The organism is Streptomyces sp. NPDC002018 (assembly GCF_042890865.1).
Lineage (GTDB): Bacteria > Actinomycetota > Actinomycetes > Streptomycetales > Streptomycetaceae > Streptomyces.
In genome coordinates this window covers 324,460-342,146 of the sequence record NZ_JBIASO010000004.1, presented here as the reverse complement: position 1 = coordinate 342,146, position 17,687 = coordinate 324,460, and the positions used below count along the sequence as shown (strand labels likewise).

13 protein-coding genes are annotated in these 17,687 nt (G+C 70.6%); 7 read left to right on the top strand and 6 right to left on the bottom strand.

The window, feature by feature from the left end; translation table 11 throughout:
- Positions 1-259 precede the first annotated feature (259 nt).
- Positions 260-3,700, top strand: coding sequence for a CARDB domain-containing protein (locus ACFYYH_RS09085; protein ID WP_388547890.1), 3,441 nt, complete (start codon positions 260-262; stop codon positions 3,698-3,700).
- A gap of 273 nt (positions 3,701-3,973) precedes the next feature.
- Here the strand turns inward: ACFYYH_RS09085 and ACFYYH_RS09080 are convergent, their stop codons facing one another.
- The 6 genes from ACFYYH_RS09080 to ACFYYH_RS09055 all read right to left on the bottom strand — a co-directional run bounded on the left by ACFYYH_RS09080 (position 3,974) and on the right by ACFYYH_RS09055 (position 8,511).
- Positions 3,974-4,864, bottom strand: coding sequence for a hypothetical protein (locus tag ACFYYH_RS09080; RefSeq protein WP_388547888.1), 891 nt, complete (start codon positions 4,862-4,864; stop codon positions 3,974-3,976).
- Between the two features lie 133 nt (positions 4,865-4,997).
- Positions 4,998-6,002, bottom strand: a complete 1,005-nt coding sequence (locus ACFYYH_RS09075) for an aldo/keto reductase (protein ID WP_388547885.1) — start codon at positions 6,000-6,002, stop codon at positions 4,998-5,000.
- Complete coding sequence (locus tag ACFYYH_RS09070; protein ID WP_388547883.1) at positions 5,999-6,898, bottom strand: amidohydrolase family protein; 900 nt, start codon at positions 6,896-6,898, stop codon at positions 5,999-6,001. Before ACFYYH_RS09070 ends, ACFYYH_RS09075 begins: the two co-directional genes overlap by 4 nt.
- 106 nt (positions 6,899-7,004) lie before the next feature.
- Positions 7,005-7,328, bottom strand: coding sequence for an L-rhamnose mutarotase (locus ACFYYH_RS09065; protein WP_388547881.1), 324 nt, complete (start codon positions 7,326-7,328; stop codon positions 7,005-7,007).
- Between the two features lie 3 nt (positions 7,329-7,331).
- Positions 7,332-8,084, bottom strand: a complete 753-nt coding sequence (locus ACFYYH_RS09060) for an SDR family NAD(P)-dependent oxidoreductase (protein ID WP_388547878.1) — start codon at positions 8,082-8,084, stop codon at positions 7,332-7,334.
- Between the two features lies 1 nt (position 8,085).
- Positions 8,086-8,511, bottom strand: a complete 426-nt coding sequence (locus tag ACFYYH_RS09055; RefSeq protein ID WP_388547875.1) for a fumarylacetoacetate hydrolase family protein — start codon at positions 8,509-8,511, stop codon at positions 8,086-8,088.
- A 374-nt stretch (positions 8,512-8,885) separates the two neighbouring features.
- Here ACFYYH_RS09055 and ACFYYH_RS09050 point away from each other — a divergent pair, with 374 nt between their 5' ends.
- The 6 genes from ACFYYH_RS09050 to ACFYYH_RS09025 all read left to right on the top strand — a co-directional run bounded on the left by ACFYYH_RS09050 (position 8,886) and on the right by ACFYYH_RS09025 (position 17,686).
- Positions 8,886-9,731, top strand: coding sequence for a FadR/GntR family transcriptional regulator (locus ACFYYH_RS09050; protein WP_388547873.1), 846 nt, complete (start codon positions 8,886-8,888; stop codon positions 9,729-9,731).
- Positions 9,732-9,897: 166 nt separating this feature from the next.
- Positions 9,898-13,167, top strand: coding sequence for a discoidin domain-containing protein (locus ACFYYH_RS09045; RefSeq protein WP_388547871.1), 3,270 nt, complete (start codon positions 9,898-9,900; stop codon positions 13,165-13,167).
- A 78-nt stretch (positions 13,168-13,245) separates the two neighbouring features.
- Positions 13,246-14,343 (top strand): enolase C-terminal domain-like protein, encoded by a 1,098-nt coding sequence (locus ACFYYH_RS09040; RefSeq protein WP_388547868.1) that lies wholly within the window; start codon positions 13,246-13,248, stop codon positions 14,341-14,343.
- 114 nt (positions 14,344-14,457) lie between these two features.
- The gene (locus ACFYYH_RS09035) at positions 14,458-15,846 is read left to right on the top strand and encodes an ABC transporter substrate-binding protein (RefSeq protein ID WP_388547866.1); all 1,389 of its coding nucleotides are present in this window, start codon (positions 14,458-14,460) and stop codon (positions 15,844-15,846) included.
- On the top strand, positions 15,843-16,775 hold the full coding sequence (locus ACFYYH_RS09030; RefSeq protein ID WP_388547863.1) for a carbohydrate ABC transporter permease: 933 nt from the start codon (positions 15,843-15,845) through the stop codon (positions 16,773-16,775). The genes ACFYYH_RS09035 and ACFYYH_RS09030 overlap by 4 nt, the downstream gene beginning before the upstream one ends.
- Positions 16,772-17,686 (top strand): carbohydrate ABC transporter permease, encoded by a 915-nt coding sequence (locus ACFYYH_RS09025; RefSeq protein WP_388547860.1) that lies wholly within the window; start codon positions 16,772-16,774, stop codon positions 17,684-17,686. Before ACFYYH_RS09030 ends, ACFYYH_RS09025 begins: the two co-directional genes overlap by 4 nt.
- The last annotated feature ends 1 nt before the right edge of the window (position 17,687 follow it).

Below are 17,687 nucleotides of genomic sequence, written 5' to 3'. Positions count from 1 at the left end.
CGGCAGGGCCCGACTCGCCTGCTGCGGCCGCACCCCTCGGCCTCCGCGCGCCTCGCCCCACGTACGCCCGCACGCACGCCCCACGCACCGCACGCTCCGTACGCACCAGCGCCCCGCACCGCACGCCCGCACCGCACGCCCCGCACGCACCACGCACCCTCCCGACGCGTGACGCGGGTCCCGCGCGTCACACGGCCGGCCCGGCCCCGCGGGCCGCCCGCTCTCTCGTTCCGACGAGTTCCGACGAACAGAGGACACCATGAAACGGAAACAGCTCCGCTGGCGGCTGATCATCAGCGCGGTCATAGCCGCGATGATCTCGGTCGGGCTCCTGCCCGTCTCCGCCTCCGCGGCCGACGGCCCCAATCTCGCCCAGGGCAGACCGGCGTCGGCGAGCGGCTCCGAGGGAAGCCATCCCGCCCCCAATGTCACGGACGGCAACCAGGCGACGTACTGGGAGGGCCCGGCCAACTCGTTCCCGGCGTGGATCAGGGTCGACCTGGGCAGCGCCACCGAGGTCGACCAGGTGGTGCTCAAACTGCCGACCTCGTGGGAATCCCGTACCCAGGCCCTCAGCGTGCAGGGCAGCACCGACGGGAACATCTTCAGCACCCTCTCCGCCGCGCAGGGGCGGGCGTTCGCCCAGACCTCGGGCAACACCGTCACCATCGACTTCCCGGTGGCGAGCGTGCGGTACGTCCGGCTGAACATCACCGGCAACACGGGCTGGCCCGCCGCGCAGGTCTCCGAGTTCGAGGTCTACGGCCCGGAGGACGACGGCGGCGGCGGTGAGGAAGGCGGCGGCGGTGAGGCCGACGGCACCAACCTCGCCGTGGGCAAGCCGATCGAGGCGTCGTCGTCGGTCTTCACCTTCGTGGCGCGCAACGCCAACGACAACAACACCGGCACCTACTGGGAGTCCGCCGGACACCCCTCGACGCTGACGGTGAAGCTCGGCGCCAACGCCGATGTCACCGCGGTCGTCGTCAAGCTCAACCCCGACGGGGTGTGGGGGACCAGGACCCAGAACATCCAGGTCCTCGGCCGCGACCAGGCCGCCACCGGCTTCACCTCGCTGTCGGCCCGCGCCAACTACACCTTCAACCCGGCGTCGAACCAGAACTCCGTGACCATCCCGGTCACCGGACGCGCCGCCGACGTACAGCTCCAGATCTTCAGCAACACCGGTGCGTCCGGTGGGCAGGTCGCGGAGGTCCAGGTCATCGGTACCCCGGCGCCCAACCCGGATCTGACCGTCTCGGCACTGTCCTGGACCCCCGCCTCCCCCGTGGAGAACGACACGATCAGGGTGAACGCGACCGTGCGCAACGCGGGAACGGCCGCCGCGGGCGCGACGACGGTGAACGTCAGCCTGGGCGGAGTGGTGGCCGGCAGCGCCCCGGTGGGCGCGCTCGCCGCGGGTGCCTCGACCACCGTCGCCGTCGATGTGGGACGGCGCGCCATGGGCAGCTACGCGGTGACCGCGATCGTCGACCCGACCGACACGATCGTCGAGCAGGACAACGCCAACAACAGCTTCACCGCGACCTCGCAGCTCGTGGTCGCGCAGAGCCCCGGCCCCGACCTCCAGGTGCTCGGTATCGAGTACACCCCGCAGAACCCGGCCGTGGGCGCGGCGGTCCGCTTCACCGTCGCGGTGAAGAACCGCGGCACCACCGCGACCGGTGCCCCGACGGTCACCCGGGTGGCGGTGGGCGGCACCACGCTCAACACCAACACGGCCTCGGTCGCCGCGGGCGCGACGGCCGACGTGAGCGTCAGCGGGACCTGGACCGCCACCAACGGCGGAGCCACCATCGTCGCCACCGCCGACGCGACCAACACCGTCACCGAGACCAACGAGACCAACAACACCTTCACGCGCTCGATCGTGGTCGGACGCGGGGCGGCGGTCCCGTACACCGAGTACGAGGCCGAGTCCGGCACGTACCAGGGCACCCTGCTGGAGGCCGACCCGCTGCGCACCTTCGGGCACACCAACTTCGCCTCCGAGTCCTCCGGCCGGAAGTCGGTGCGGCTCAACAGCACCGGGCAGTTCGTGGAGTTCACCTCGACCAACCCGGCGAACTCGATCGTGGTGCGCAACTCCATTCCGGACGCCCCGAACGGCGGCGGCACGGAGGCCACGATCAGCCTCTACGCCAACAACACCTTCGTCCGTAAGCTGACGCTCTCGTCCAAGCACAGCTGGCTCTACGGCGACACCGACGGTCCCGAGGCGCTGACGAACACGCCGCAGGCCGACGCCCGGCGGCTGTTCGACGAGTCGCACGCGCTCCTGTCGTCCACGTATCCGGCCGGCACCAAGTTCAGGCTCCAGCGCGACGCCAACGACTCGGCGCCGTTCTACATCATCGACCTGGTCGACCTGGAGCAGGTCGCCCCGCCGGCGAGCAAGCCGGCCGAGTGCACCTCGATCACGGCGTACGGTGCCGTGCCCGACGACGGGAACGACGACACGGACGCCATCCAGCGGGCCGTGACGGCCGACCAGGAGGGCGCCATCTCCTGCGTGTGGATCCCGGCGGGCCAGTGGCGGCAGGAGAAGAAGATCCTGACCGACGACCCGCTGAACCGCGGCCAGTACAACCAGGTGGGCATCAGCAATGTCACCATCCGCGGCGCGGGCATGTGGCACTCCCAGCTCTACACGCTGACCGAGCCGCACCAGGCCGTCGGCAGCATCAACCACCCGCACGAGGGCAACTTCGGCTTCGACATCGACAACAACACCCAGATCTCCGACATCGCCATCTTCGGCTCCGGCACCATCCGCGGCGGACCGGGCGGCGCCGAGGGCGGCGTCGGTCTGAACGGGCGCTTCGGCAAGGACACCAAGATCTCCAACGTGTGGATCGAGCACGCCAACGTGGGTGTCTGGGTGGGCCGTGACTACGACAACATCCCCGACCTCTGGGGGCCCGGCGACGGGGTGGAGTTCAGCGGGATGCGCATCCGCAACACCTATGCCGACGGCATCAACTTCACCAACGGCACAAGCAACTCGCGGGTGTTCAACTCCTCGTTCCGCACCACCGGTGACGACTCGCTGGCGGTCTGGGCCAACCGGTATGTGAAGAACCCGTCGGTGGACATCGCGCACGACAACCAGTTCGTCAACAACACCGTGCAGTTGCCCTGGCGGGCGACCGGTATCGCGGTCTACGGCGGCTACGGCAACAAGATCGAGAACAACCTGATCTACGACACGGCGAACTACCCGGGCATCATGCTGGCGACCGACCACGATCCGCTGCCCTTCTCCGGGCAGACCCTGATCGCCAACAACGCCCTCCACCGCACCGGCGGCGCCTTCTGGAACGAGGATCAGGAGTTCGGCGCCATCACCCTCTTCCCGCAGGCCAGAGACATCCCCGGGGTCACGATCCGCGACACCGACATCTTCGACTCGACGTACGACGGCATCCAGTTCAAGACGGGCGGCGGCAATATGCCGAACGTCGTGATCAGCAATGTGAAGATCGACAAGTCCAACAACGGCGCCGGCATCCTGGCCATGAGCGGTGCCCGCGGCAACGCGACACTGTCCAATGTGACCATCACCAATTCGGCCGACGGGAACATCGTCACCCAGCCGGGATCGAGCTTCGTGATCACGGGCGGGGCCGCGGCGGCGAGGTCCAAGGCACCCAACGGGGCGGAACGCGCCCTGAAGTGACCGTCCGGCCGGCACCGTCCGCGGGCACCTCCGCGGGCGTGGCCGCAGGCACGGCCGCGTGGACGTAACACCGAACCGGTGTGGCGGTCCCCTTCCTTCGCGGAGGGGGGCCGCCACAGCGCTGTTCCACCGCCGGGGCTCCCCTCGCGGTCCGGTCTCTCCTCGTAGCCCGGTCTCTCCTCGTAGCCCAGGCTCTCCTCGTACGAGAACGGCCCTGGGCGGGCGGGAGCGGGAGGAGGGGGGCCCGTCCCGCCGTCCGCCCAGGGGCCGGGGTCAGTCGGAGAAGCGGACGGACTTCACCGTCGTGAATCCGCGGGCCGCGAGGTCCGGCACATCACCCTCGACGGTCAGCGACTTGCCGGTGCAGTCCGGGCCGTCCCAGATCTTGGCGGAGCCGCTCATCCGGAGCGATCCGGAGAAGCGGACGTTCTGGCAGCCGGGCCCGGCCACGCCCTGGGCGGGATCCGCGAAGTCCGCACCGTCGAAGAAGGTGGCGCTGTGCGCGGGCGGGGATGTCGGGTCGGCGCTCCCGGCGGGCTGGTCGCCGGCGCCGCCATCGCTCTGGCCGGCCTTCCCCCCGTCGGGCCTGACACCGAACCAGGTGCCGCCCACACCCTGGCCGTTGGTGTCCCCGGCCGTGGTGTCCTTGCTGAAGAGATAGACCGGCCAGCCGCCGACCGTGACCTGGAACGCGCCGTCGCGCTTGATGAAGCCGATCGCGGACTTGTCCACCCCGTCGATGAAGACCCGTCCGCCCGACGCCACCAGGTACGGCGGCCAGGTCGTGGCGCACTCACCGGTGCAGTTGGAGACCGAGGGGTCCGCGGTGTCCTTGTCGAACCGGTACAGGGTGAACCCCGCCCCGTTGACCACCACGGGGTCCAGATCCCCGGCCTTGCCCGAGGAGAGCTGCACCCACTTGCGGATCACCGGCTTGCGCACCGTGGACGCGACCGCGGGCGCGGCGTCGGGCGCCAGGTCGCCGGTGCTCAGGTCCGCCTTGTTCTCCTTCGCGGTACCGAGGAGGAAGGAGAAGCCGCTGGCGCTGGACCCGATGGCGGAGGCGGCGGTGTCGGCGGCGCTGTCATTGCCGCCGCAGGCGGAGAGCAGCAGTGCTCCCACTGCCGCGAGAGAGGCGAGCGCGGTGGCACGTGTACGGAACATGGAGAACAACCCCCGAAGGATGGCACGGACGCTCCGGCCGGTCCGAAGCGTTTCACACCAGGAGCTACGGCCCTGGTCCGGGCCCTGTTCGACCCGTACCGTCCCAGGACGCGACCGTGACAATGTCCGCGCGTCACGGGTGAACGCGGGGCTGGACGCCACCGGGAGCGGGGGCCTCTGCGGCGGCCTCGTCGAGGTCCGACCACGCCTCCTCGCTCAGGTCCGTACCGATCCAGCGGGCGGCGGAGGTGACCTCGTGGGCGGAGCGGAAGCCCGCGACCACACCGGCCACGACGGGGTCGCGCAGCGGGAAGCGGAGGGCGGCGTGCGGCAGGACGGTGCCGTGCCGGGCGCAGACGCCGGCGAGACGCCGGGCCCGGCGCAGCAGCGCGCCGGAGGCGGGGCCGTAGTCGAAGGAGGCGTCGTCCGAGGGGCGGGGCCTGCTGAGCAGACCGGAGTTGAACGGTGCCGCGGCGACCACCGAGACACCCCGCCGCGCGCACGCGTCGAGCAGCGGGCGGGCGGTCCGGTCGATCAGGGTCCACCGGCCGGCCACCATCACGGTGTCCACGTCCGCCTCCGCGACGATCCGCAGCAGCGGGGCGACGGTGTTCATACCGACACCGACGGCGCCGACGACGCCCTGGTCGCGCAGGTCGGCCAGCGCGGGCAGCGCCTGGCCGAGAGCGGTGTCCAGATGGTCGTCGGGGTCATGGACATAGACGATGTCGACCCGGTCCAGACCCAGCCGGGCCAGACTGCTCTCCAGGCTCCGCAGCACCCCGTCCCGCGAGTAGTCGGGGCGGCGGATCAGTGTGTCCGGTACGGCGAAGCCCCCGGCGGCCAGGTCGGATCCGGTGGGCGCCGGGTGGGGCTCCAGCAGCCGGCCGACCTTGGTGGAGACGGTGAACTCCGCCCGGGGCCGCTGGGCGAGCGCCGCGCCGAGCCGCCGCTCCGACAGACCGAGGCCGTAGTGCGGGGCGGTGTCGTAGGAGCGCACACCGACGTCCCAGGCGGCGTCGAGCGCGGACCGCGCCCGGTCGTCGTCGAGCGGCGTGTAGAGATTGCCGAGGGGGGCGCCGCCGAAGCCCAGGGGGCTGACGCGGACATCGGTACGGCCGAGCCGGCGGGCCGTCACGCGGCGATCCCGTACCAGCGCGCGGCCGTTCCGCCGAAGACCGCCTCGCGCTCGTCCGCGCCGAGGTCGCCGGTGAGTGCCTGGGCGGTGGCCAGGACATCGTCGTAACCGGCCGCGAGCAGACAGACCGGCCAGTCGGAGCCGTACAGGAGACGGCCGGGGCCCACCGTCGCGAGCAGTACATCCGTGTAGGGACGCAGGGTGTCCGTGTGCAGGATGTCCGTGTGCAGGGCGTCCGTGTGCAGGATGTCCGTGTAGGGGCGCGGGGGATGGGCGGGGGCCGCGCCGGCCCTGGTGACCAGGCCGGACAGTTTCACGGCCACATTGGGGCAGTCGGCGAGAGCGGTGAGCAGCGCGGTCCACGGCTCCAGTCCGTCCGGGCCGACGACCGGATTGCCCGCGTGGTCCAGGACGAAGCGGACATCGGGCAACTCGCGTACGGTCCTGACGGCGGCGGGCAGTTGGTCGGGCCGGACCAGCAGGTCGTACACGAGGCCCGCGGCGCCGACGGCCTCGATGCCGCGGCGGACCTCGGGGCGCTCCGGCCACCGGGGGTCGGCCTCGTCCTGGATGCCGTGCCGGATGCCGACGAGGGCGGCGCCCCCGGGCAGTTCGCGCAGTTCCGCGAGCCGGTCGGTGACATCGGGGGCGGTCAGGCTCGTCCAGCCGACGACCGCCCGGACATACGGGTCCGAGGACGCGAGGGCGAGCAGTTCCGGGGTCTCCTCGGGTACGGCGATGGTCTGGACGACGACGGTGGCGTCGATGGCGTTCCGGTCGAGCGCGGGCCGCAGTTCCTCCGCGGTGAAGGTCCGGCGCAGGGCGGGCACGTCGCGCGTCCACGGCTGGTCGCGCACGTCGAGGTCCCACAGATGGTGATGAGCGTCGATACGCACCGTTCGATCCTTCGGGTCGGTGGTCTCCGGGTCGGTGGTCTTCGGTGGGGCGCGGGAGGGGTTCGGCGGGGCCGCGCTCAGCAGGGCCCCGCTCAGGGCCCCGCCCTCAGTCGAGGTGGAAGATCTCCTCGGCCGGGGCCCACCACTCCCCCTCCGCCGCACCGTCCAGCGGCCGCTGGCACGGGTCGGTCAGCGCCCACCACTCGCGCGAGACCGGATCGGCGGCGATCGCCGCGGTGTCGGCGGCGTAGTCGGTCCCCGTGTACTCCAGATAGCTGAACAGCAGGCCGTCGCGGAGGAAGATGGAGTAGTTGCCGATGTGGGCCCGCTTGAGGGCCGCGAGCACGCCCGGCCACGCGGCGGCGTGCAGGGCGCGGTACTCCTGCTCCTTCTCGGGCCGCAGCCGGATCACGGCGGCGAAGCGCCGCACGGCTCAGCCCTCCTTCCGCGGGCGCAGTGCGTCCATGCCGCCGTCCACCGCGAGGACACTGCCCGTCGTGGAGGCGGCGGCCGGGGAGGCGAGATGGGCGACGGCGGCGGCGATCTCGTCGGCGGCGACCAGACGGCCGTGCGGCTGCCGGGCGGCCAGTGCCGCGTACTCGGCGGCGGGGTCGTCGGCCCGCTCCAGCAGCCGGCCCACCCACGGGGTGTCGGCGGTGCCGGGGTTGACGGCGTTGACCCTGATGCCGTCCGGCAGCAGATCGGCGGCCATCGCCCGGGTCAGCGAGACCACCGCGCCCTTGCTGGCCGAGTACACCGCGCGCTGCGGCAGGCCGGCCGTCGCCGCAATCGAGCCGATGTTGACGACCGCCGCGTGGGCGGAGGCGCGGAGTGCGGGCAGCGCGGCTCGGGTGACCCGCACCAGCCCGACGACATTGATGTCGAGCACGCGGTGCCACTCGTCGTCGCCGTTGTCCTCGATACCGCCCTGTGCGCCGATCCCGGCGTTGTTGACCAGGACGTCCAGCCCGCCGAGGGCCGCGAGGGCCTGCCCCACACCGGCCACGACCGACGCGTCGTCACCGATGTCGGCGCGGACGGAGGCGGCGAACCCCTCGGGCGCCGCCTCCGTCAGATCGAGCACGGCCACCCTCGCCCCCTCGGCGGCGAGCAGCCGGGCGGTGGCCAGGCCGATGCCCGAGGCGCCGCCGGTGACCAGGGCCTTGAGTCCGTCGAAAGCACCCATGTCAGGCCTGCCCGAAGGTCTGCCCGAAGGTCTGCCGCCGGCGGCCGATGACGACGGCGAGTTCGGCCTCGTGGTCGGTCTTCACGGAGCGGCGCGGGATCAGGACCGGGTCGTCGGGACCGACCACCGTGTCCGGTGACCTGAGGAAGACGATCGGCGCCCCGGGGACGGCGGCGCCCGTCTCGGCCGCGTGCTCCCGGTGGTTGAGCCCGACGCGGACGATCTTTCCGATACCGGCCGGCGGCGGTCCGAACCGCTCGCGCGTCCCGGCCGCCGGCAGCGCGTCGAGGCCGGCACCGGCCAGGACGGCGGGAAGGGTGGCGGGCGTCAGATCGCCGACGACGGGGCGCGGGTCGCGCCACACCCCGCCGGCTCCGGATATCAGGGGTTGTTCGGCTCCCGGCCTGCCGTGCCGTGCCAGTCTCATCGCGGTCTCTCCCCACGGGTGTGCGCTCGGACGTCCCGCCGCGTGGGCGGCGCGGGGCCGCACGGCCCCGCGCTCCGGCCGCGGCTCGCGCCGGAGTGCGGGTCCTGGTGGTGTCCGCGCCGGCCGCCCGTCCCGGCGCCGCCGCTCTCTCCCTCACCAAGGATCTGCTTCATCCGACAGGCAGGACCATAAGGATCGGATCCTTTCCGCGCAATACTTCTGAGCGGGACATCCCTTTTGATGGGTTTAGCAACACTTCAGGGAGGCGGTGAACGAAGTTTCGCCCGAACTCTTCTCAACACGAAACACGGATGTCATAGTTGCCCCCGCCGATGAACCTGATTAATCCGAATGTGTACGAGGGGGGTTTCGCCGTGGCAGCACCACAGGTCCCTGGCGAAGGGGATGACGACGCGTCGCGTCCGTACCGGCCGGGGTACGAACTGGTCGCCGAGCAGTTGCTGAACTACATCACCGAGCAGAACCTGCGCTCGGGGGACCGGCTGCCCACCGAACAGGGCCTGGCGCAGATCCTGGGCGCCTCCCGCAATGTCACCCGCGAGGCCGTGAAGGTCCTGGCCGCCATCGGCCGGCTGAGCGTGCGGCGCGGCGCGGGCATCTTCGTCGCCGACTCGGCCGGCGGACTGGTGGACGACCATCTCGCGCACTTCCGGCCGACGAGCATGGAGGACGTCCTCATGCTCCTCGACTACCGGACGGTGATCGAGTCGGAGACGGCCCGCCGGGCCGCCACCCTCGCCACACCGATCGAGGTCAGGGCCGTCCGGGAGTGTGCCGAGACCTCGCTGGTGGCGGGCCGGGCGGCCGACGCGCACGCCTTCACCAAGGCCGACGAGGCGTTCCACGACGCGGTGGGTGCCGCCGCGCACAACGTGTTCCTGAGGTCGAGCGTCGCCGGTGTGCGGCGCCTGGCGTCACAGTCCGATGTGCTGCTCTTCCACGGGGACGCCCCCGGGTCGCTGGAAGTCGCCGCACGCCAGCACCTCGCCATTGCCGAGGCGGTCGCCGCGGGGGAGGCCGATCTCGCCGGGGAGCTGATGGTGGAGCACATCGCCACCACACAGAGCCAGTTCGAACGAAAGATCCGTGACCGGCTGTTCAACCTCGACGGCCGTGCCGCCCCCGGGGCGCCCGCACGGCCCGCGAGGAACGCCGGTACCGGGGACGAACCGCTGTCCCCGGAGACGTCCGCCTCGTAGACCGGCGGCACACCGGCCCCGTACCCGGCAGCGCGGCACGCCGGTGCCACGGCTCACGTGAGGAGCCGCCCAACGCCGGGGGAGCCCGGAGGACGACCGGGCTCCCCCATGTCACTTCATTTCAGGCGATTGGATTTCCGTGTCTGTACCGTCCGTACGCAGAAGCATGCGCATACCGCTCCGAAGAACACTGGTGGCCGCCCTGTCCCTGGCCGCGGTGGCGGCGCCCCTGGCCACGGCCGTACCGGCGCAGGCGTCCCCGGCGCGCGCGCCGGGCCTGGACGTCTATGTCTCGCCGTCCGGCCGGGACTCCGGCTCCGGCTCCGCCGCACATCCCTTCAGAACACTGGAACACGCGCGGGACTATGTGCGCGGGGCCAGGAAGAAGGTCCGCGGCGATGTCCGCGTACGGCTGCTGTCCGGTACGTACCAGCTCAGCCGTACCTTCACCCTCACCGCCCAGGACTCCGGCAAGGACGGGCAGCGGGTGATCTACGAGGCCGCGCCCGGCGCACGGCCGGTGATCAGCGGCGGCAAGCGGATCACCGGCTGGACCCCGGCCGACGCGTCGGGGAAGGTCTACAAGGCGTCCGTCGGCGATCTCGACACCCGTCAGCTCTATGTGAACGGCGAGCTCCAGACCCGGGCGCGCGGCGAGAAGAACCCGCCCGGCTTCCGCAAGACGTCCACCGGCTACACCTTCACCGACCCCGCCCTCAGCGGCTACCGCAACCCCAAGGACCTGGAAGTGGCCAGCCAGTGGGGCTGGAAGCTGATGCGCTGCCCCGTGGAGTCGATCTCCGGCACCACGATGACGATGCGCCAGCCCTGCTGGCACAACGCCAACCTCCAGTCGGGCCAGGAGATCCAGAACCCGACCTGGCTGGAGAACGCCCGCGAGCTGCTGGACTCCCCCGGCGAGTGGTATCTCGACAAGAGCGCGGGCGAGGTCTACTACCAGCCCAAGGACGGTCAGGACCTGGCCGCGGCCACCGTCACGGTGCCGCTCGTACAGGATCTGGTCGATCTGAACGGCACCAGGGCCAAGCCGGTCACCGACGTCTCCTTCGAGGGCATCACCTTCTCCTACTCGACCTGGCTCGCGCCCAGTTCGTCCGACGGCCACATCGAGGGCCAGGCGGGCTTCCGGATGGTCGGCGAGAACAACCCCGACTTCGACTCCACCCGGCTGAACTGGCAGAAGACACCCGGCGCGGTCAATGTGACGCACGGCCACCGGATCGGCTTCAGCGGCAACACCTTCACCCACCTCGGTGCCGTCGGACTGAACCTCAACACCGGGACCCAGGACACCGGCGTCACGGGCAATGTCTTCCGGCAGATCGCCGCCACCGGCATCCAGATCGGCGGGGTCGAGGCCGGGGACGCCCATCCCGAGGACCGGCGTGACATCACCAAGGACGTGACGGTCGACAACAACGTCGTCACCAAGGTCGCCGACCAGTACAACGGCTCGCTGGGCATCCTGGCCGGCTACACCGACCACACGGTGATCACCCACAACAAGGTCTACGACCTGCCGTACAGCGGTATCTCCGTGGGCTGGGGCTGGGGGCTGACCGACCAGGGCGGCAACAGCGCCTACCCGGACAACGCGGGCGTCCCCGTCTGGGACACCCCCACCACCAGCCGTGACACCCTCGTCACGAACAACGAGATCGCCGACATCATGAAGTCGCAGGCCGACGGCGGCGGTGTCTACACCCTCAGCTCCAACCCGGGCGGTGAGGTCTCCGGCAACTACATCCACGGCGTTCCGGAGCACGCGTACGGCGCGGTCTACCACGACGAGGGCAGCCGCCACTGGCGGAACACCGGCAACGCCTTCTGCGACGTGTCCTTCCAGTGGCTGCTGATGAACCACGCGGAGGAGAACACCGCCAGTGGCAACTACACCAGCAACCCCGCCTTCAGCGTCCAGTACCTGAGCAGGAACAACCAGGTCAACGGCAACATCACCGTCGGCTCCTGCGACCAGCTCCCGGCCTCGATCGTGAACAACGCCGGCCTCCAGCCGCGCTACCGCCACCTCGACCCGGGCCCGGCCGTCACCGACCGCGAGGCGCCCACCGCGCCCGGCACCCCGGCCGCGGTCACCGACTTCCCGACCGTCGCGGACCTGAGCTGGGCGGCGTCCACCGACGCCAAGGGCGTCACGGGCTACTCCGTCTACCGCGACGGCAGGCTCGTCAACGCCACCGGCACCAACGCGGTGCGCATCCCCGGTCTGACGGCGGGCACGGCCTACACCTTCCGGATCACCGCGCGCGACGCGGCGGGCAACGAGTCCCGCCCGAGCCGCGAGGTGCGGGTCACCATGCCCACCGGCCGCGACCTGGCGCTGAAGAAGCCCGTCACCTACTCCTCGTACTCCGAGGAGAACACCGCCGAGAAGGCGGTGGACGGCGATCTCTCCACCCGCTGGGCCCAGGGCCTCGGCCTGCCCGACCCCTCCTGGATCCAGGTGGACCTGGGCGCCCAGTACGACGTGAACGGCGCCATCACCACCTTCGAGAAGAGCAGTGGCTACCGGTACCGCGTCGAGGTGTCGGCGGACGAGATCACCTGGCGGACGCTGGAGGACCACACCGCCGGTGACACCTCGGCGATGACGAACTACTTCCACACCGCCGAGCCGGTCGCCGGCCGCTTCGTACGGCTGACGGTCACCGGATCGCGCGGCAACGGCGGCAGCGTCTTCGACCTCCAGGTCTACGGCGCGCCCCGGGCGCCCGGCGGGGACCGTACGCCCCCCTCGGCCCCCGGACAGCCGCGCGTCACCCCGCTGCTGCCCAGCCTGGTCGACCTCGACTGGTCCGCCGCGACCGACGACACCGGCGTGACCGGCTACGCCGTCTACCAGGACGGCAAGCGGATCGCCCTCACCGACGCCACCACGCTGCGGGTCTCCGGTCTGACCCCGGAGAAGGAGTACACCTTCACCGTCGTGGCCCGCGACGCCGTGCTGAACACCTCGGAGCCCAGTGCGGCGGCGGTCACCACCACGCCCGCCGACCACGATCTGGCGCTGCGCAAGCCCGTCACCGCCTCGTCGTACTCCGAGGACAACACCCCCGAGAAGGCGGTCGACGGCGATCTCTCCACCCGCTGGGCCCAGGGCCTCGGCCTGCCCGACCCCTCCTGGATCCAGGTGGACCTGGGCAGGGACACCGAGATCTCCGGCGTGGTGACCACCTTCGAGAAGTCCAGCGGCTACCAGTACCGGCTGGAGTACTCGACCGACGGCACCCGGTGGTCCACGTTCGAGGACCACACCGCCACGAACACCGTGTCGGCGGCCAACTACTCCTTCGCCGGCCGGCCCGTCACCGCCCGCCATCTGCGGCTGACCGTCACCGGCTCCAGCTGGAACGGCGGCAGTGTCTACGGGCTCCAGGTGTACGGCGAGTTCTGACCCGTCACCCGTACGCCCGCCCAGGGCCGTACACGCCCCCCACCGGGCCGGCACGCTCACACAGAAACGAAAGCCAGGATGAAGATCACCCATGTCGAAGTACACCGGATCGACGTTCCGGCGGCCAGCCCGCCCTTCCGCTGGAGGGACGGGCTGAGCGGAAGCGCTCCGGTGGGCGACGGCGCGGTCCTGCGCATCGGGACCGACGAGGGAGCCGAGGGAGTGGCCGCGTTCGCCAGGCCGGGAGCCTTCGCCACCCTGCGGGACCTCGTCGACCTGGTCTTCCGTGACGAGCTGGTCGGGGCCGATCCGTTCCAGCGGGAATGGCTGTGGCACCGGGTGTGGGAGCTGGACCGTATCCACGAACTCCCGCTCCCCACCCTCGGTCTGATCGACACCGCCCTGTGGGACCTGGCGGGCCGCTACCACGGCCAGCCGGTCTGGCGGCTGCTCGGCGGCTTCCGGGAGTCGATCCCCGCGTACGCCTCCACCTCGACGTTCTCCAGCGTCGCGGAGTTCCTCGACGTGGCGGACCAGTGCCTGGAACTGGGCTACCGCGGGATCAAGCTGCACGCCTGGGGCGACGCCCGCCGTGACGCCGAGCTGTGTCTGGCGCTGCGCGACCACGTCGGCCCCTCGGTCCCGCTCATGTACGACGGGTCGGCCGGTTTCGACCTGCCCGACGCGATCCGGCTGGGGCGGGCGCTGTCCGAGGCGGACTACCTCTGGTACGAGGAGCCGATGCGCGAGTTCAGCATCTCCGCGTACCAGCGGCTCGCGTCCGCCGTGGACGTACCGCTGCTGGTCGCCGAGACGTCCGACGGAGCGCATATGAACTCCGCGGACTTCATCAGGGCCGGCGCCGCCACCTTCGGCGTACGGGCCGGCACCACCCTGCGGGGCGGGATCACCGGCGCCATGCGCACCGCACACCTCGCCGACGCCTACCGGCTCCGGGCCGAGGTGCACGGTTCGGACATCCCGAACCACCACCTGTGCATGGCCATCTCCAACACCACCTACTACGAGTCCCTGGTGACCGCGGCGAAAGTCGTCCGCGAGCGCCATGTGGACGCACAGGGCCTGGTCCACGCCCCCACGGCGCCGGGCATAGCCCTCCCGCTCGACTTCGGTTACGGAAGCGAACTCCAGCGCTTCGTCGAGCAGCCGCGCTGACCGGGCGGCGGCCGGGCGGCAGTCGTCCGCCCGGCCGCCGCACCCGGCGCCCCCATCCGGCGCGTTACCTGTCCCACGCGTGAACGAGCGCGAGTACAAGAAAGAGGCAAGACGATGAGGTCTTCCGGATCTCCGAGAGCCGGCCGGCGCCGCACCGCGATACGCACCGCCGCCGCCGCGCTCTCCCTGGCCACGGCGGCCGTGCTGGCGGGCTGTGCCAGCGCCGACACCTCCACCGATTCCTCCCCCTCCGCGGGGACGGCGTTCGAGCCGGCCGCGCAGAAGGACGGATCGAAGATCACGGTGTGGGCGGACTCCACCCGGCTGCCCTCGGTGCAGGCGTACCAGAAGTCACACCCGGACGTGAAGATGGAGATCGTCACCTACGACGGCGGCGCCGACGGCTCCACCTATCTCCAGTCGAAGGTGCAGCTCTTCGACCGGACCGGCAGCGGCTGGCCGGACGTGGTGTTCGGCTCGCCCACCGACATGACCTGGGCGTCCGAGCCCACCAAGCCCGGCGCGCAGCCGTTCGCCGCGCCCCTGGACGACAAGCTCGTCCCCCGGAGCGTCCTGGACGGCTTCGCCAAGGGCTCCCTCGCGCCCTGCCAGTTCAACGGCCACACCTACTGCGTGCGCAACGACATCGCGCAGGTGGTCCTCTGGTACAACAAGTCGCTCATGGACAAGTGGGGGTACGAGGTCCCCACCACCTGGGAGCAGTACGCGGCCCTGGGCAAGCGGGTCGCCGAGGAGCACCCCGGCTATCTCGTCGGCTCGGTCGGCGACACCAACTCCCACGAGTCGTACTTCTGGTCCTCCCAGTGCCCGGCGTTCAGCCTGGTGAAGCCGGACACCCTGCGCAGCGATCTGAAGGACGAGAAGTGCGTCCGGATGGCGACGCTGCTGGACGGCCTGATCTCCGCCAAGGCCGTCACCACCAAGGGCTTCTTCAGCCAGGGCTTCGCCAAGGACAGCGGCGGCAAGGTACTGATGGCGTACGGCCCGTCCTGGTACGGCCAGTACCTGTTCAAGACCGCCTTCAAGACCCCCGCCAAGCAGATCGCCGTGGGGTCCCCGCTGACCTGGCCGGGTGAGACCACGCCGACCACCGGCAATGTCGGCGGCGGGGTGTGGATGGTGTCCTCGCACAGCGCCAACCTCAAGGCGTCCACGGATCTGGCCACCTGGCTGACCACCTCCGACGAGAACCAGGCGTCCGCGCCCACCTACCCGGCCTACACCAAGGCCGCGCAGGCGTGGCTGGCCAACCCGGCGAACAGCGACTACTTCGCCAACGACGTGAGCAAGCCCTTCCAGGAGGCCGCGGACGAGGTGTGGACCGGCTGGTCGAACACCAGGTTCTCGGACGCCACCGCCTGGTCGAGCATCGTCCTGCCCGCCCTGACCTCGGGCAAGAGCCTGGTCGCCACCCTGCCCGCCTGGCAGGAGGAGATCAGCAACCAGGCGAAGGCCGTGGGATACCAGGTGGTCGACGAATGACACTGCTGGAGACCGAGCGCGTCGCCGTCTCCACCCTCCGCCGCGGCACCGCGCCGCGGCGGAGGGGCCCCGGCCTCGCGGGCTACCTCTTCGTCGCGGGGTACGCGGTGCTGCTCCTCGCGTTCGGCGTCTTCCCGACCGCCTACTCGTTCTATCTGGCGCTCACCAACGACCGGGGCCAGTTCACCGGGTTCAACCAGTTCGTGAAGGTCGCCCAGGACTACCGTTTCGTCCCGGCCTTCACCCATATGCTGGTCTACCTGGTCATGTGGCTGGTCGTCCTGGTCGTGCTGGTCGTCCTCGTCGCGGTGGTCCTGCGCGGCCGGGTGCGGCCGGGCACCTCGGCGCTCTTCCGCTTCCTCTACTACATTCCCGGCGCCCTCGCCGGAGTCGCCAGCGTCCTGGTCTGGCTCTTCATGCTCGACCCGGATGTCAGCCCGGTCTCCTGGCTGCTCAACAGCCTGGGCATGCACAGCTTCGCGGCCGTGCTCGCACCCGGCAATCTGCCGCTGATCCTGATGCTGATCGCCTTCTGGACCGGCGCCGGCGGCTGGATGGTCGTGATGTACGGGGCGCTGAACAACATCCCGGACGAGGTGCTGGAAGCGGCCCGGGTGGACGGCGCGGGCCCCTGGCGCACCGCCTGGCACATCCAGATCCCGATGATCCGGCAGTGGATCGTCTATATGACCATCATGGCCTTCGCCACCGGCACCCAGCTCTTCGTCGAGCCCCAGCTCCTCCAGACCGCGAGTCTGGGCCGGGTGAGCCCCAGTTGGTCCCCGAACCAGCTCGCCTATGTCTACGCCTTCCAGCAGGGCGACTTCAACGGCGCCGCCGCCATCTCCGTCTTCCTGCTGGCCCTGGGGCTCATCGCCGCGGGTCTGCTGGTCGCCCGGTCGAACCTGTTCACGTTGGACGAGAAATGACACAGACCGCTCTTCCCCCGGCGCCCGCCGGCCGGCGCGTACGGCCCTCCCGGGCCGCTTCCTTCCTGATCGTGGGCCTGCTGCTGGCCGCCCTGCTGGTGTTCTTCGTGCTGCCGGTGATCTGGCTGCTGCTGGCGCCGTCGAAGACCGCCGGCCAGGTGGTGCACGACAACCCGCTGTCCTTCGGCTCGTTCCGGCAGATCGGCACCGCCTGGGAGCACCTGTTCGCCTTCCAGGACGGCGCGATGGCGACCTGGCTGCGCAACTCGGCCGTCTACTCCGGCGGATCACTGATCCTGACGCTGGCGGTCAGTGTGCCGGCCGGCTACGCGCTGGCGCTGACGAGGTTCCGGGGCCGCAAGACGCTGCTGACCATCACCCTGGTCACGATGATCATGCCGCAGGCCACCCTCGTCCTGCCGGTCTTCCTGGAGCTGAACCGCTTCCATCTGATCGGCACCGTCTGGTCGGTGATCCTGCCCTTCTCCTTCTACCCCTTCGGCGTGTACCTGGTGTACATCTACTTCGGCAGCAGCCTGCCCAGGGATCTGCTGTCGGCCGCGCGGATCGACGGCTGCACGGAGTGGCAGCTCTTCTCCCGTATCGCGCTGCCGCTGGCGAAGCCCGTGGTCGGGCTGGTCGCGTTCTTCAGCTTCGTGGGCAACTGGAACAACTTCTTCCTGCCGTACCTCGTGCTGCCGAACAGCGAGCAGTTCCCCGTCCAGGTCGGACTGAACCAGCTACTGACCTCGACCCCGTCGTTCAACCCCGTGGCCGGCGCCGGTCTGAACATCACCATCCCCGAGCTGTCCCTGGCGATTCTCGTCGCCATCCTGCCCGTTCTGGTGCTCTTCCTGTTCTCGCAGCGCACGCTGGTGTCCGGGATGCTCGCCGGAGCGACCAAGGAATGAC